The organism is Alteribacter natronophilus, from assembly GCF_006007885.1.
Taxonomy (GTDB): domain Bacteria; phylum Bacillota; class Bacilli; order Bacillales; family Salisediminibacteriaceae; genus Alteribacter; species Alteribacter natronophilus.
The window spans coordinates 147175-161161 of the sequence record NZ_VCRO01000005.1; the positions used below are offsets into that span (position 1 = coordinate 147175).

The following is a 13987-nucleotide window of genomic DNA, read 5'->3' on the forward strand; positions in this document are numbered from 1 at the left end:
GGCTGCGGGATTCAATTTCCGGAGGTGGTGACCGTGACGGCGCCGATGGTGGTGAGCATGATGGCGGTGTCGGCCTGCTGGAGCATGGCGAGAGTGGAGAGCATATGACCTTTGAGCGGTGAGTCGGCAAGGTCCGCTGCAGCGGTGAACTGAACGCCGATCTGCCAGGCAAGGTCTTTCTGCCAGCGGAAGGACGGAATTTCCAGGATCGCATCGCCGGCTTTTTTTACAGTCCGTATGTCTTCAGGCACTGCTCCGCGAAGTGCGAGAAGACCGAGTTCGCTGTATACGGCAGGTTTGACTCTGTGAATCTGCTCTTCCCAGGCTTTACAGAGGCTTTTTATTTTATCCAGGCGTTCTTCATGGGTAAATGCATCATCCAGTGACAGAACGTGGGTAAGTCCCTGCAGATCGTTCCCTTTTCTGAATCCCCAGTCAGAGAGAGCTCTGTAGGTGTTTGACAGCTCGGTGCTCAGCTCTTCCGGCGAGTCCGTTCTCATGGCAGCGAGAAGAACGATTAATGGATAGTCGTTTTCTCCCGTGAGAAACGGATGCCTGCTGCGGATGACTTTATAGAGCTGCATCGCCCGGTCGGCAAGTTTCTCAGGCTCTGTTTTTTCCGGATGGGAAACGACAGTCATGGCTGCCAGGTAAGTGGAGTTGGAGCGGTTGAAACCGGATGAGATGAGCGCGTCGTACATAGTCATCATGTCCTGGAACGCTTCCTTCGGGTTCCCGGTATATAAATCGAGATTGGCCGCAGCAGTGTAGCGGAAGTTCGTCCGCATGTACGACCACATTCCCACCTCCCCTTTAATCCAGTCGGCGAGATCGCGGAGGCGTGCGGCCTCGAGCCTCTCTTCCCGGTTGGCGTACATGGAGGCAAGGAGGAGGCGGTTTTTCGTTTCCATGCCGCTCCAGGCGGTTGCCTTTTTCACGGCAGGTTCGTTGTCAGCTAGTAAATGTACTTTTTCCTGAATCGTCGTCATCGTATCTCCTCCACAATTATCGTTATCTGTATTACGAATGCAGCGGGAAAAAGGTTCCGGACAACGAAAGAAGCCCGCTCCGGGAAGGAACGGACCTCGGTCGATTATGTGTGAAGTGCTGCGTCCGTCCGTCCCTGAGTGAGGAGACTCCCCACTACGAAGCAGACAAACGAAAGTACCACCGGCAGCACGACAGAGTGCATACCGAACGGATCCGGGTAGAACTGATGGATGACAACATAGGACAGGACGCCTGCGGCCATCGATAGAATGGCACCGTATTTGTTGGCCCGGTTCCAGTAAAGACCGAAGATGACAGGCCAGATAAACGCCGCTTCGAGACCGCCGAACGCAAACAGGTTCAGCCAAATGAGAAGATCGGGAGGGCTGAGTGCAAGGGCGAAGACAAGTACTCCGAGAACCGCTGTGACGCCGAAGCTTACCTGCTTGACCCGCTTCACAGTTGCATCAGGTTTGATGTAGTTCATATACACATCTCTTACGACCGCTGAGCTGACAATCAGCAGCAGGGAGTCCACAGTCGACATAATCGCTGCGAGAGGTGCTGCCAGTACGATTCCGGCCACCCAGGCAGGGAGAACTTCCATGGCAATCATCGGCATCACGTGGTCGCCTGTTTCCACACCGGGGAGAATCGGCCGGGCAAAAACGCCGATCAGGTGCATCCCGAGCATAATGAAACCGACGACGATCGTGCCGACAATCAGGGCCCGGTGCATCGCCTGACTGTTCCTGTACGACATCGCCCTCACTGTTACCTGCGGAAGTGCCACGACCCCCACTCCGACGAGAATCCAGAAAGAGGATACATAAGCAGGTGTCAGGTTCCCCTCTGCCCCAAAGGGCGTCACAAGGTTCGGGTTTTCCGCCATCAGATCATTCATGATGTTTGTAATCCCGCCGCCGGCAATGATTGTGCCGATCAGGATGACCAGCGTTCCGAAAACCATCACCACTCCCTGGACGGTATCTGTGACCACCACTGCCCTGAAACCGCCCAGTATGACATAAATCAGCACTGCCACAGCAAAAATGAACAGCGCCGACGTATATGTAAGGCCGGTTAGAGATTCAATGAGCCTCGCGCCGCCCACCCACTGGGCAGCCATCGCAGAAAAAAGAAAGATAATGATACTGAAAGCCGAGAAAAGAACGACGGCCTTACTGTTGTATCTGTGCTTCAAAAAATCGACAAGGGTAACGGCATTGTACTTCCGGGCCATAATCGCAAATTTTTTGCCAAGCACCATCAGGACAAAGTAGCCGGTAGCGACCTGTGCCATTGCCAGGAGAACCCAGCCGAGTCCTTCTGTATACGCCACACCGGGTCCGCCGATAAAACTTGAGGCACTGCCATAGGTTGCGATCATCGTCATGGCCAGAATAAATCCGCCGAGCTCACGGCTCCCCAGAAAATACTCCTGAAGAAAGCCGCTCCCTTTTCTGTTCACATTACGGGAGGACCAGATCCCTATTGCGAAAATCAGAACGAGAAAGGCGGCTAATGAAACAATCACAGACGTGTTCATCGGCTCTCCTCCTCTTCTTCGTCAAAGGAGACATCGGTAAATGCAAATTTCACCACTGCCGTAACAAGAATAACCATCAGGAGAAAGCCGGCCACGCAGCTCCAGAAAAACCAGGCCGGCAGGCCGAAGACAAATGTATATTCCTCAGGCGGTGCCGAACCGAGACCATAGGCGAATCCGTACCACCAGACAAAATTGATAATCACAAGTACAACCCCGATTACGGCTTCACGGTTTGCGATCCTGTAACGGGGGTCTGAGTGCAGATCAATACCGTTGTTTTCCATAATTGGTCCCTCCTTCAGAAATAATTCGACATCATTAGATTTTTTTTGATAAAACGGTTTCACAAGGCATGCAAATTTGGTACGATTCTTGCTGTGTCCTTATTTCCGTTCATAAAAAACGTACTTTTGTAAACGTTATTATAAGAGCGTTTGCATTTATGTACGGACACGTAGTTAGCATTATACAACAAGGAGTGTACGACATGGATATTTTATGGGGTATTTTCGGTATTATTGTTGTCCTCGGTATTGCTTACCTTTTTTCTACAAACCGTAAAGCAATCAAACCGAGAACGATCCTTGCTGGTCTCGCCATCCAGATCACCTTTGCATTTATTGTACTGCAGTGGGATCTCGGACGGGCTGCTCTGCAGCAGTTTACGCTTGCGGTCTCCAGCATCATCGACTTCGCCATGGAAGGGGTCGACTTCGTATTTGGAGGCATTTTTGAAGGTGAAAACATCGGCTTTATCTTCGCATTCGAAGTTCTGCCGGTTATCATCTTCTTCTCTGCTTTGATTTCGGTTCTTTACTACATCGGTATTATGCAGTGGGTAGTTAAAATTGTCGGTGGCTTTCTTGAAAAAGTTCTTGCCACAAGTAAAACGGAGTCCATGTCTGCTGCGGCAAACATTTTCCTCGGCCAGACAGAGGCACCGCTCGTTGTTAAACCCTACATTGGGAAAATGACGAATTCCGAGCTTTTCGCGGTTATGACCGGAGGACTGGCTTCGGTTGCCGGTTCTGTACTGATCGGTTACTCCCTCCTCGGGGTACCGCTTGAGTTCCTTCTTGCGGCAAGCTTCATGGCCGCACCTGCCGGTCTGATCATGGCGAAAATGATGATTCCGGAAACAGCCGATACGTCCGAGCGTTCAGATGAGAACCTTGAGCTTGGAAAAGACACGGAATCTGCGAACGTCATTGACGCTGCTGCGCGCGGGGCAAGTGTTGGTCTCCAGCTTGCTCTGAACATCGGTGCGATGCTTATCGCGTTTATCGCCCTGATCGCCCTTGTCAATGGACTGATTTCCCTTATTGGAACGCCGTTTGGTGCAGAGAACCTTACGATTGAACAGATTCTCGGATTTGTGTTTGCTCCACTCGCCGTTGCAATCGGTGTACCGATTCAGGAAGCGGTTGCTGCCGGTGGATTTATCGGACAGAAGCTCGTGCTTAACGAGTTCGTAGCGTACCTGTCCTTCGCTGAAACGATGGACGAGCTTACTCCGAAGACAGTCGCGATCGTAACATTTGCTCTTTGCGGTTTTGCCAACCTTTCCTCTCTCGGGATCCTTCTCGGCGGACTTGGAAAGCTTGCGCCGGAACGACGTAAGGACATTGCACGCATGGGTGTGCGTGCTGTTGCAGGCGGTATGCTCGCGTCTCTTCTCAGTGCCGCTATTGCCGGGATCATGCTGTCGTTCTAATTTAATAAAAGAAACGTACCGCCTGTTGAGGTGGTACGTTTTTTTATTTGCTCTTTTTAAATGTGGTTTTTTGACGACGCTGCAGGCGGGCTCTTTCCGCGGGCAGGGCCTCAGCCTCCTCGGGAAAGGTCGCCCTGCGGGGTCTTCTGCTCCTGTTTTCCCGCTGGAGTCGTCGCCTTTCGCTCCATACACATTTAAAACAGCCCTTACGTTAACTCAGCTTCGCAAGTTTCTTCTGGACGTTTTCCCGCCAGCCTTCAGAAAGGTGGGGCAATGCGGCAAGCTGTTCCAGGCCTTCACGGTTGTCCGCTTCCTGAAAGTTAAGGCGGTTTACGATTCTAATTGAGGTGTCTGTATAGCGCTCCTTAAAGATAAGCTCGTCGTTCTTTGACACGTAACCTTCCTTAAGTACCCGGAAGTAATAACCGGAATAGCCGCTTTCCTGAACAAACAAAGGCAGCTTTGTAATGTCGTGCCTCTTGGCCAGTTTGTAGCACGGATGACGGGGCTGGCTTACCTGCACGACAGCTTCTCCCCAAAGGAACGTATCGCCGATACACACATCCTCCTCCAGGAGACCTGTCACCGTTACATTTTCTCCGAAAGCCCCGGGCTTGAATGGCTTGCCCGTCTTTTTCTCCCAGTATGCAAAGTGTTCCATCGGGTAAACACAGACAGCCTGATCGGGACCGCCATGATGGATTTTGTCTGCAACTTCATCCCCCTGGAGAGTCTCTTTTTCCAGATATACTTTATCCTCAGTCGGCTTTTTTTCGATGGCGGACTCCACCGCCTTGTCCCCGGTTCCGGCAATCACTTTTGGTCTCCCCCTGTTGAGGGAATGAACAGTCCCTTTCAGCACCTTCAGCGCCCCTTTCAGCATTTTGTTCCATTTTATACCTTCACCTGTGAAACAACAAATGATACAAAGCGTCAGTGTATATAATTAGCAGTAATTTCATTTTGGGGGTGGACCATGAAAATTTTATTGGGTTTGATGATGCTGCTCCTGCTCGGTGCCTGCGGAACGGGAAATGACAGCACGGATCGTTACGGGGAACCGGTGGTGGAAGGAAGAGTGGTCGACAGGGATGACAGCAGTATCCTCGTAGTGAGCGGCATCAGCCGGGACGAGGCTGAAGAAATTGACGGCGAAACCATCCTCGATGGCGGAGCCGGGGCCGCCTACTGGTTCAGTGGTATCGAGGATCCTTCGGTTTATGAAAACGGCACCCTCGTCCAGGTATGGGCAGATGAGATTGCGGAAAGTTACCCTGCCCAGGGCGAAGCGGTCAAAATAAAAGTGATTGAAGAGTAAAGGGCACTTTAGTGTGGGAACCAGTGTCATTTCGCGAGGCTGGGACTTAAGGAAAGTGTTTAGATTAGAATCCGAACAAAAAGCTGATAAGCGGATGAAATATTCGCCGACTCCTGCGGGAGGAAAAGCGCAGGTGAGACACCGCAGTGCGAAGCACGCGGAGGCTCAGCCGCTTCCCGCGGAAAGCGGCGAATATTTCAGGAGCGATCTACCTGCACCGCATATTGGTTGTTCGGGTTTTCGTCTGTAAAAATACTTCTCTCCCAGCCACTTTTCTTTGCCGCTGTGAATCAACCCCTTCTGTTTAAGGAAACATAATCCCAGGAACAAACTCTGCATTCAGGCAGGGAATTCGGGAGGAGGATGGATGATGAAGAAGTTTAATGTAATACTGCTGGTTTTTCTTTTTCTTACATCCTGCCAGCAACCGCAGGGCCAGAACATGACTGAACCCGGCGCCCTCGCCTCCTCTTACGACGGAAAAAATGTGATCCTCATTATCCTTGATTCCCTGATGGGTTCTGCTGTTGATTCAGCCATCGAGAAAGGCACCATTCCCGGGATGGAGTTCCTGATTAAAAACGGATATTACGATAAGGAGCTTGTGGCCCCGTTCCCGAGCATGTCCGTAACAATAGAGAGTTCCCTTATTACAGGTGAACCGCCTGACCGCCATAAAGTACCCGGCCTCACATGGTACGATGAAGATGAAGACAGGATGGTCAATTACGGAACCACGATTGAGTACTGGGTAAGAAACGGTATTGCCGAGGGAGCATGGGATACTCTGTATAATCTGAATAACACCCATCTGAGCCGGGAAGTCACTACGGTGTTTGAAGACCTGGATCAGCGCGGTTTTAAATCGGGATCGGTGAATATACTCACCTACCGGGGAAACAGTGAAAAGGAACTGCACGTTCCCTTTCTTGCGGAACAGGTCACCAGACTTCCTGAAACGATCACCACAAAGGCGCCGGATCTGCTTACTTTCGGCCGTATAAAAAAAGCCGAAACCCTGGAAGACGAGCCTTTTACCGATGGCGTGTTTAACCGCGGGGGACTTGTGGACCAGAATACAACCGAAGTTCTGACGCGGCTGATGGCCCGTGACAGTCTGCCGGATTTCACTCTCGCTTTTCTGCCTGACAATGATAAACGGACACATAAACACGGTCCTCACTATATCCGCGGGATTGAAAAAGCAGATGAGTATATTCAGGAGATGCTGAACACCTACCCTTCATGGGAGGAAGCCCTTGAGGACAATATATTTATCATCATCGGTGATCACGGTCAGGATCAGCTCCATGAGGAAGAGGATGAACTTGCAATAGACCTGGACGAACTCTACAGCGGCTACACTGTGGCCCCCCTCGGCGAAAACGTGACAAATGGGGATATTGCCTTCGGGATTAACCAGCGGATGACTTATGTGTACGATGTACATCATCAGGGCCTGACCGAAACCCTTGCTGAACATGCTGTAAACGACCAGAGAATTGCCCTCTCCGCCTGGAGAGACGGAGATATGATCACCGTTATCAGTCCTTACCACGAAGGTGAGTTCAGGTTTAAAAAGAACGGGGATTGGACTGACCGCTACAACCAGAGGTGGTCCGTTGAAGGGAATAGTGAGATCGTCTCGATTAAAACGGATGCTGATACGAAAAAAATCAAGTACGATGAATTCCCTGATGTGCTGAACCAGCTCCACGGGGCCCTCTACAGCCACCCTACTCCAAAAGTCGTCCTTGCTGCAGTTCCGGAACATTCCTTTAAAAGCGAGGGGATTGAAATGCATGAAGGCGGCGGGGAACATGGTGGACTCTATAAGACCGACACACTTGCAGCCATTATTATTGCAGGAACGGACAAGCGCCCGGAGCACAGCAGGATTTCCGATCTGAAAGACTACATCCTTGATTTATTTCCCGAAAGCAGCACAAAGGGAACAGGGGACTGATTGTCTCCCTGTTCCTTCTTTGTATTTTATTTATTTTTCGGAAAGGCTTTAGAAGCCAGTACATTGACGGTTATATCGTCCGAGGGAGGGTTGTGCAGACCGGCCCGTACATCGCGGTAATAGCGCTCAAACGGTCTGCTCTTCATCAGGCTCTGCCCGCCGACGATGCGCATGGCGAGATCCACCACTTCCACGGCAAGGTTCGTAGCCGTCGTTTTCACGGCGGCAAGCTCACCTCCCAGTTCACTCCGGCGATCCGGGTAATCATCCCACAGCTTTGCAACATGGTACATAAAATGCCGTGCCTGCATAAGTTTTAAATCCATTTCGGCAGTTTTACGCCTTACTTCAGGAACCTGGCTAATGGGGTGATCCAGACTGTTCGGCTGATACGTCTCTGCAAAAGCAACAGCGTCGTTTCTTGCTGCTTTAGCCGTCCCAAGATAACAGGCGGGGATGTGAAGAAGCCAGCCCTGGGGCCCTCTTCCGTGACCCGGCTGCCGTTTTGCCACCCAGTCCGCCTCACCAATTTTCACACGGTCGAGAATCAGGTCATCGCTCCGTGTCGCTCTCATCCCTAGCGTATCCCACGTTTCTTCTATGCTCAGCCCTTCACTGTCACGGGGGATTTTAAATTCCCCCGTTTCCCCGGTCTCCTCTACTGTAGCCGTCACGATAAAGTAGTCGAGTATCGGTGCCAGTGAAGTAAAGGTTTTTTTACCGGTAATTTCAAAGCCGCCTCCCGGAAGACGAACGGCTGTTGTTTCCGGTTTTCCTCCCCTGGCCGGACTTCCGGTGGCAGGCTCGGTTGCCGCACTGTTCATGAGTACACCTTTTTCGGCAATTTCCCGGCACATGGCTTCAAACGTGTCCGATTCCCATTTCCCCGTATCCCTCAGCTGCATCACGAGACCATTGTGCCAGCCGAGGCTGAGGGCAGTCGCAGCGTCTCCTTCCGCAATTTTTTCCTGGACAAGAAGATAGTCATACAATCCTGCCCCCTGACCTCCGTACTGCTCTGGAACAGTCAGACTGAAAAAACCTGCTTCTTTCAGATCGCCAAAATTATCGAAGGGGAATCGAGCGTTACGGTCATACTCGTCTGCCCGTTCCTTAAATGCCGGAAGGAGTGCCTCAAGCTTTTCATTTCGTTTCAGCTGTCCATCTGTATGAAAAAACAAGTCCTGCATCCGTGCACCTGCTTTCTGTATTATTATTTCCGGATAACGGTTTTCTCTGATTAAATCATATCGAATAACTCGGGATTGTGCTACCGTTCTGCTTTACGGCCGCCTGGTACTTCCACGTTTTTATTCTACTGCAAATTAGTGGGAAATCTCTCTTCTTTTCCCGGGAAATGACACGATCTCTGACATTTTTCCATAATTTAAGCGCGTTTTAACCCCTACAAATCTGTTACTGTACAAGAAAGTTTATAATAAACGTCAATTAAACGTATGGGGGATTTTTTAATGTTTTCTAACACACAAATCGGAATCGACCTTGGTACAGCCAATATTCTAGTATATACAAAGAACAAGGGAATTGTACTCAATGAACCATCAGTCGTTGCCATCGATCTTCAGACAAAAAGCGTACTTGCGATCGGAAATGACGCAAAAAACATGGTGGGTAAAACGCCGGAAAATATCGTTGCAATTCGTCCAATGAAAGACGGCGTCATTGCCGACTATCAGGTCACCACGGACATGTTGAAGGAAATTATGCGCAAAGTGAGTAAAAAGCTCGGCTTCTCCGTCAGGAAACCGAGTGTTGTCGTTTGTACACCGTCCGGCTCCACTTCCGTTGAGCGGCGCGCCATCCATGATGCTGTGAAAAACTGCGGGGCAAAGCATGTTGATCTTATCGAGGAACCTGTAGCCGCGGCGATCGGTGCTGACCTGCCGGTTGAAGAGCCGATTGCAAACGTAGTAGTGGATATCGGGGGCGGTACGACAGAAGTGGCTATCATCTCCTTTGGCGGCGTTGTGTCCTGTAACTCCATCCGTGTCGGCGGTGACCAGATGGATGAGCACATCGTTCATTATGTACGAAAGCACTATAACCTCCTCATTGGAGAACGTACTGCAGAGGAAATTAAAATAAACATCGCTTATGCCCTTACGGATCACGAGGAAAAAACAATGGACATACGGGGACGTGACCTCGTAACCGGTCTCCCGAAAACAATCACCCTGCGTTCTCCTGAAATCCAGGGTGCCATTAAAGATTCCCTACTCAGTATTCTTGAAGCGATTCGCGTGACTCTTGAAAACTGTCCTCCGGAACTGAGCGGAGATATCGTGGACCGCGGTGTCATCCTTACAGGTGGCGGTGCCCTGCTTAACGGCATTCAGGAGTGGCTTAGTGAGGAAATCGTTGTACCTGTACACATTGCCCCAAATCCGCTTGAAGCAGTTGCAATCGGAACAGGCAGATCCCTGAACGTGATTCATAAACTGCAGAAGGCAGCGAGATAGTTCCTTTGGATGAAGAGGCTGGGATAGAAGTGTTTTCTCAGACGAAAATCCGAACAATCAATATGCGGCGCAGGTAAATCGCTCCTGAAATATACGCCGCTTTCCGCGGGAAGCGGCTGAGCCTCCGCGTGCTTCGCACTGCGGGGTCTCACCTGCGCTTTTCCTCCCGCAGGAGTCGGCGAATATTACATCCGCTTGTCAGCTTTTTGTTAAGATTCTCATCAAAACACTTTACATATGTCCCAGCCTTATCTTAATCAAAGAAGACCCTTTAAAACAGCCCGGAAAATGTCTCAACGGACATCTTCCGGGCTGTTTGTTTACGCATACTGCTGCACTTTTTCCTCTGAGTCGCCTTTTTCTTCAGACTGGGCTTCGGCCGGACCACCGCCGTCATTCATACTGATGCCTGTAAAACCGTAGATGATCGTAATGATCGGACAGATCAGGCAGAAAAATGCAAACGGGAGAAAGCTGAGAACCGGTACACCGAGCACACTTGTCATAAATACCCCGCTTACCCCGTAAGGAATGAGCGGATTAATGACTGTTCCTCCTGCTTCAAGCGTTTTGGAAAGGTGGCGGCCTTTTAGTCCGAGCTTTCTGAACTGTTTGGCGTACGCTTCCCCGGTAAGAACAACACTCATGTACTGCTCACCCATGCTCACGTTGATCCCGATCGCTGAAAGGGTTGTGGAGAGAACCACTTTTCCCCGGGTATTAACCCAGCTCTGAATCCGATCAAACAGTGTTTCAATTATACGGAGGCTGGAAAGAATCCCGCCCATGGCCAGAGCCAGAACGAGGATGGATACGGCCCACATCATTCCCTGAATACCGCCGCGGGTCAGGAGCTCATCAATGTCGCCATTTCCTGTGGAGGCGGTGAAACCATCCTGAATGAGAACCATCCAGTGGCCCATGTTGAGCTGGCCGTCCTGGATGACTGCCATCACAAAGCCGGCTCCAATCCCTGCGAGCATTGTCGGAATTGCCGGTGTCTTCCGTATTGCCAGCACCGCCATAACAGCAGCCGGTATGAGCGCAATCCAGTGGACGTGAGTCGCCTCGGACATGGCGCCGATCCACTCGTTCACTTCAGACGTTTGTGCTGTCCCCTGCGCTCTTCCGATGATAAAGAAGAGTACAAGACTGATGATAAACGCCGGAATCGCGGTCCACATCATGTGGCGGATATGCTCAAAAAGATCCGTTTTCGTTACCGATGAAGCGAGGTTGGTTGTATCGGACAGTGGGCTCATCTTGTCGCCGAGGAGCGCTCCTGAAACCACCGCTCCTGCCGTCATTGCCAGATCCATACCGAGAATGCCTGCAAGAGCCATAAATGCGATCCCGATTGTGGAAGCTGTCGTAAAGGAACTTCCCACAGCCATACCGACAACCGCAGTCACAACAAACACACTGGGCAGGAAATACTCTGTGGAGATCACTTCGAAACTGAACGCAATCAGCGTTGGAATTGTACCTGCCTGCATCCACGCTGCAATCAGCACCCCGATCAGCATGAAAATGATGACCGGCAGAATCCCTGTTCGAACCCCTTTTACGATACCTTCTTCAATCAGCTTCCATGGCTGTCTTTTAACCATATTGTAAATGACGAGGAGCACGATGGCGGAGAAAACGGCTGAGTGAGGCTGGGCATCCAGATAGAGAAGGGACACCCCAATTACGAGCAGCATTGCTGTCATAATGCCGGCCGCTTCCCATCCGGATACTCGCGGCTCTGTTTCATTTTTCCTTGCTGTGTTTTTCTGTTCTTCAACCATCCTGAACTCCTCCTTTTCTTTTATGTTTCTTAGGCGGGAACGCAAAAAAAAGCTTCTCCATCCCTGTTAGGGACGGAAAAGCTCCGCGGTACCACCCTAATTGACCGGATCTGCTCCTGCTTCCTGGCACTTCCTCTGCCTGCTCATCTCGTCTCAGCTCTGTGCTCCGGTCCACTTCTTTTCCGGCCGTTTCGTGCGTTGAAAGTGTAATTCACTGCTATATCCTGCCTGGATTTTCAGCTTCCATCCAGTCTCTTTATGCTGCCCGGACACGCGCTACTCCGCTTTCATACGGCCTGATGTATGCTCTTGTTGTTTTTGCGTTCAAACGCCACTTAATCACTTAAACGCTTTTAAGCGATAAAGTATCTGCTGCTAATTAAAAGGATAGTACAGGTTTATGGGTGTGTCAACAGTGTTTTTTTCTTTTCGGAAATATTGTTGTTTTATACCGCTTCAGGCGGACGCTTTCCGCGGGCAGGGCTTCAGCCTCCTCGGGAAAAGCACCCTGTGGGGTCTTCTGCTCCTGCTCTCCCCGCTGGAGTCGCCGCCTTTCGCTCTATTTAATTTCTTGTAAAAGCAACAGCCTTTACGAAAACAACCTTTTTAAACTCCCCTGACTCGTGCCGCCATCCTGGCAGAACCAACAACGAAAAAACGGCCCTCTTCAACTGAAGAAAGCCGCTAACCGGTTACTTTTTCCCGGTGACAGTATAGATCCTGTCTTTCATATGTACGGTTACATCATGAAAACCCGCCTCTGTCATTTCCCGGCGGATGATATCAGACTCAATCCGCTCGTGCTCCGGCGGCCCCATAGTGAATGATTCCTTTTTCCATTCGGAAACAGCCGCCGTTCCGCCAGGCTTAAGCAGGCGTTTCATCTCGGAAAAAGCGAGCATTCTGTCGTCAGACTCATGCACGACAAAACCTGCCACCAGGCCATTTACGCACTCGTCCGGGAGAGTAATATCCTCCATCGGTGCTTCAATCATGCCTGCATTTTCGATTCCGGCTTCCATGAGCCGGATCCCAAGCAGGCCGAGCATTTCAGGCTCAATATCAACCGCATAGACCTCACCGGACGTCTGCTGTGCAAGCGGCAGTGTAAAGAAGCCGTTTCCGGCTCCAATGTCCGCAGCCGTATCCCCGTCGCGGAGATCAAGCAGTTCCACAATGCCCTGGGGGTTAATCAGTTCCTGCCTCTCCCTGCTGAGCAGCCGGTCGGCTTTTGCCGGGTCAAAACGCTTGTCAGTCATACTTGCCCTCTCCTTCACGTCCGCTTAATAACCGAGCATTTCCCGTTCTTCTTCGGTAAGATTTTCCGGATCGAACACATCAAGATTTCCTGTTTTCAGGTCAAACAGTGCCCCGATGATCTGTACACCTTCTCCATGCTTCTGATACACCGGATGCTTCTGCAGACGCTTCATCTGGACCATGACATTAAATTTGGAAAGTTTTTCAGGTGTCCATTCCTCAGTCGTGGCGCCGCGCTCCGGCATGCTGTCCTTTACGTATTTGAGCCAGCCCTGAAGGCCTTCCTCGTCATTATTTTCCCAGGCAGCCTGTACACCACCGCAGTTCGTATGGCCGTTAATTAAGATGTATTTCACCTTCAGATGTACGAGGGCATAATACAGTCCTGCTGCAAAACTTTCATCGCCCTCCACAACCTGGTTTGCCACGTTGCGGTGGATAAACATATGGCCCGGTTCCATCTCAGTTACCGTGGTCGGACCTACGCGTGAGTCACTGCATGCGAGGACAAGAAAATCAGGGTCCTGCCCCTGCTGCAGTTTCTCGAAGTAACTCGGATCTGTATCGAGCCACTTCTTCCTAAAGTTTATGTTCTTTCGTTTCAGATCCTCAATGTCCATGTCAGTCATCACCTCATTTTAGTCTGTACACGTAAATTATACACCTAACGAGGCGAATTTAAAGCCTGACGTCTCATCATGGACAAGAGCGGAAGCAGACATGGCGTACGGTCATATACTTTTAGTATCAGTCTTTTTACGGAGGGGTCATCATGGCAGGACGGCTGCTCAGCCTGCTTCTTCTTTTCTGGGCTGTCGCCATCCTATTAAGTGTGATCGGCGGCTTCGTCCAGGTTCTCATCGTGCTCGGCCTGCTCTGGATCATTTTTCAGTTTTTCCGCCACGAAAGCGGGTGAA

General features: G+C 50.7%; 13 protein-coding genes. 5 read left to right on the forward strand and 8 right to left on the reverse strand.

Going from position 1 to position 13987, the window contains the following annotated elements; all coding sequences use genetic code 11:
• Nucleotides 1-11: 11 nt before the first annotated feature.
• The 3 genes from FGB90_RS15850 to FGB90_RS15860 form a co-directional block, all read right to left on the reverse strand.
• Entirely contained in the window at nucleotides 12-989 is a 978-nt protein-coding gene (locus FGB90_RS15850; RefSeq protein ID WP_138811832.1) for a DUF4003 family protein, read from the reverse strand.
• Nucleotides 990-1093: 104 nt separating this feature from the next.
• Complete coding sequence (gene panF, locus FGB90_RS15855) at nucleotides 1094-2539, reverse strand: sodium/pantothenate symporter (protein ID WP_138811833.1); 1446 nt, start codon at nucleotides 2537-2539, stop codon at nucleotides 1094-1096.
• The gene (locus tag FGB90_RS15860) at nucleotides 2536-2826 is read right to left on the reverse strand and encodes a YhdT family protein (RefSeq protein ID WP_138811834.1); all 291 of its coding nucleotides are present in this window, start codon (nucleotides 2824-2826) and stop codon (nucleotides 2536-2538) included. The genes panF and FGB90_RS15860 overlap by 4 nt, the downstream gene beginning before the upstream one ends.
• Before the next feature lie 203 nt (nucleotides 2827-3029).
• On the opposite strand from FGB90_RS15860, the gene FGB90_RS15865 reads away from it, so the two are divergent.
• Nucleotides 3030-4256 (forward strand): NupC/NupG family nucleoside CNT transporter, encoded by a 1227-nt coding sequence (locus tag FGB90_RS15865; RefSeq protein WP_138811835.1) that lies wholly within the window; start codon nucleotides 3030-3032, stop codon nucleotides 4254-4256.
• Between the two features lie 211 nt (nucleotides 4257-4467).
• Here FGB90_RS15865 and FGB90_RS15870 read toward each other — a convergent pair whose 3' ends face one another.
• A complete protein-coding gene (locus FGB90_RS15870) occupies nucleotides 4468-5118 on the reverse strand; it encodes an MOSC domain-containing protein (RefSeq protein ID WP_246056216.1) in 651 nt (216 codons plus the stop codon).
• A 114-nt stretch (nucleotides 5119-5232) separates the two neighbouring features.
• On the opposite strand from FGB90_RS15870, the gene FGB90_RS15875 reads away from it, so the two are divergent.
• Nucleotides 5233-5574, forward strand: a complete 342-nt coding sequence (locus FGB90_RS15875; RefSeq protein WP_138811837.1) for a DUF3221 domain-containing protein — start codon at nucleotides 5233-5235, stop codon at nucleotides 5572-5574.
• A 367-nt stretch (nucleotides 5575-5941) separates the two neighbouring features.
• Complete coding sequence (locus tag FGB90_RS15880) at nucleotides 5942-7540, forward strand: alkaline phosphatase family protein (RefSeq protein ID WP_138811838.1); 1599 nt, start codon at nucleotides 5942-5944, stop codon at nucleotides 7538-7540.
• A 26-nt stretch (nucleotides 7541-7566) separates the two neighbouring features.
• On the opposite strand, the gene FGB90_RS15885 is transcribed toward FGB90_RS15880, so the two are convergent.
• Nucleotides 7567-8730, reverse strand: coding sequence for an acyl-CoA dehydrogenase family protein (locus FGB90_RS15885; RefSeq protein ID WP_138811839.1), 1164 nt, complete (start codon nucleotides 8728-8730; stop codon nucleotides 7567-7569).
• 282 nt (nucleotides 8731-9012) lie between these two features.
• Between FGB90_RS15885 and mreBH the strand changes: the two genes are divergently transcribed.
• Nucleotides 9013-10020 carry a rod-share determining protein MreBH gene (gene mreBH / locus FGB90_RS15890; protein WP_138811840.1) on the forward strand — a complete coding sequence of 336 codons (1008 nt, stop codon included), beginning with the start codon at nucleotides 9013-9015 and terminating at the stop codon, nucleotides 10018-10020.
• A gap of 320 nt (nucleotides 10021-10340) precedes the next feature.
• On the opposite strand, the gene nhaC is transcribed toward mreBH, so the two are convergent.
• The 3 genes from nhaC to FGB90_RS15905 form a co-directional block, all read right to left on the reverse strand.
• Nucleotides 10341-11810 (reverse strand): Na+/H+ antiporter NhaC, encoded by a 1470-nt coding sequence (nhaC, locus tag FGB90_RS15895; RefSeq protein WP_138811841.1) that lies wholly within the window; start codon nucleotides 11808-11810, stop codon nucleotides 10341-10343.
• Between the two features lie 692 nt (nucleotides 11811-12502).
• On the reverse strand, nucleotides 12503-13069 hold the full coding sequence (locus tag FGB90_RS15900; RefSeq protein WP_138811842.1) for a class I SAM-dependent methyltransferase: 567 nt from the start codon (nucleotides 13067-13069) through the stop codon (nucleotides 12503-12505).
• 24 nt (nucleotides 13070-13093) lie between these two features.
• On the reverse strand, nucleotides 13094-13690 hold the full coding sequence (locus FGB90_RS15905; RefSeq protein ID WP_138811843.1) for a carbonic anhydrase: 597 nt from the start codon (nucleotides 13688-13690) through the stop codon (nucleotides 13094-13096).
• Nucleotides 13691-13842: 152 nt separating this feature from the next.
• Between FGB90_RS15905 and FGB90_RS19770 the strand changes: the two genes are divergently transcribed.
• On the forward strand, nucleotides 13843-13986 hold the full coding sequence (locus tag FGB90_RS19770) for a hypothetical protein (protein WP_171051873.1): 144 nt from the start codon (nucleotides 13843-13845) through the stop codon (nucleotides 13984-13986).
• Nucleotide 13987: the final 1 nt, after the last annotated feature.

Coding starts and splice junctions, on each gene's coding strand:
- FGB90_RS15885 (WP_138811839.1), bottom strand. CDS start 8,730: ATGCAGGACTTGTTTTTTCATACAGATGGACAGCTGAAACGAAATGAA.
- FGB90_RS15865 (WP_138811835.1), top strand. CDS start 3,030: ATGGATATTTTATGGGGTATTTTCGGTATTATTGTTGTCCTCGGTATT.
- FGB90_RS15900 (WP_138811842.1), bottom strand. CDS start 13,069: ATGACTGACAAGCGTTTTGACCCGGCAAAAGCCGACCGGCTGCTCAGC.
- FGB90_RS15860 (WP_138811834.1), bottom strand. CDS start 2,826: ATGGAAAACAACGGTATTGATCTGCACTCAGACCCCCGTTACAGGATC.
- FGB90_RS19770 (WP_171051873.1), top strand. CDS start 13,843: ATGGCAGGACGGCTGCTCAGCCTGCTTCTTCTTTTCTGGGCTGTCGCC.
- FGB90_RS15905 (WP_138811843.1), bottom strand. CDS start 13,690: ATGGACATTGAGGATCTGAAACGAAAGAACATAAACTTTAGGAAGAAG.
- FGB90_RS15850 (WP_138811832.1), bottom strand. CDS start 989: ATGACGACGATTCAGGAAAAAGTACATTTACTAGCTGACAACGAACCT.
- FGB90_RS15875 (WP_138811837.1), top strand. CDS start 5,233: ATGAAAATTTTATTGGGTTTGATGATGCTGCTCCTGCTCGGTGCCTGC.
- panF (WP_138811833.1), bottom strand. CDS start 2,539: ATGAACACGTCTGTGATTGTTTCATTAGCCGCCTTTCTCGTTCTGATT.
- mreBH (WP_138811840.1), top strand. CDS start 9,013: ATGTTTTCTAACACACAAATCGGAATCGACCTTGGTACAGCCAATATT.
- nhaC (WP_138811841.1), bottom strand. CDS start 11,810: ATGGTTGAAGAACAGAAAAACACAGCAAGGAAAAATGAAACAGAGCCG.
- FGB90_RS15880 (WP_138811838.1), top strand. CDS start 5,942: ATGATGAAGAAGTTTAATGTAATACTGCTGGTTTTTCTTTTTCTTACA.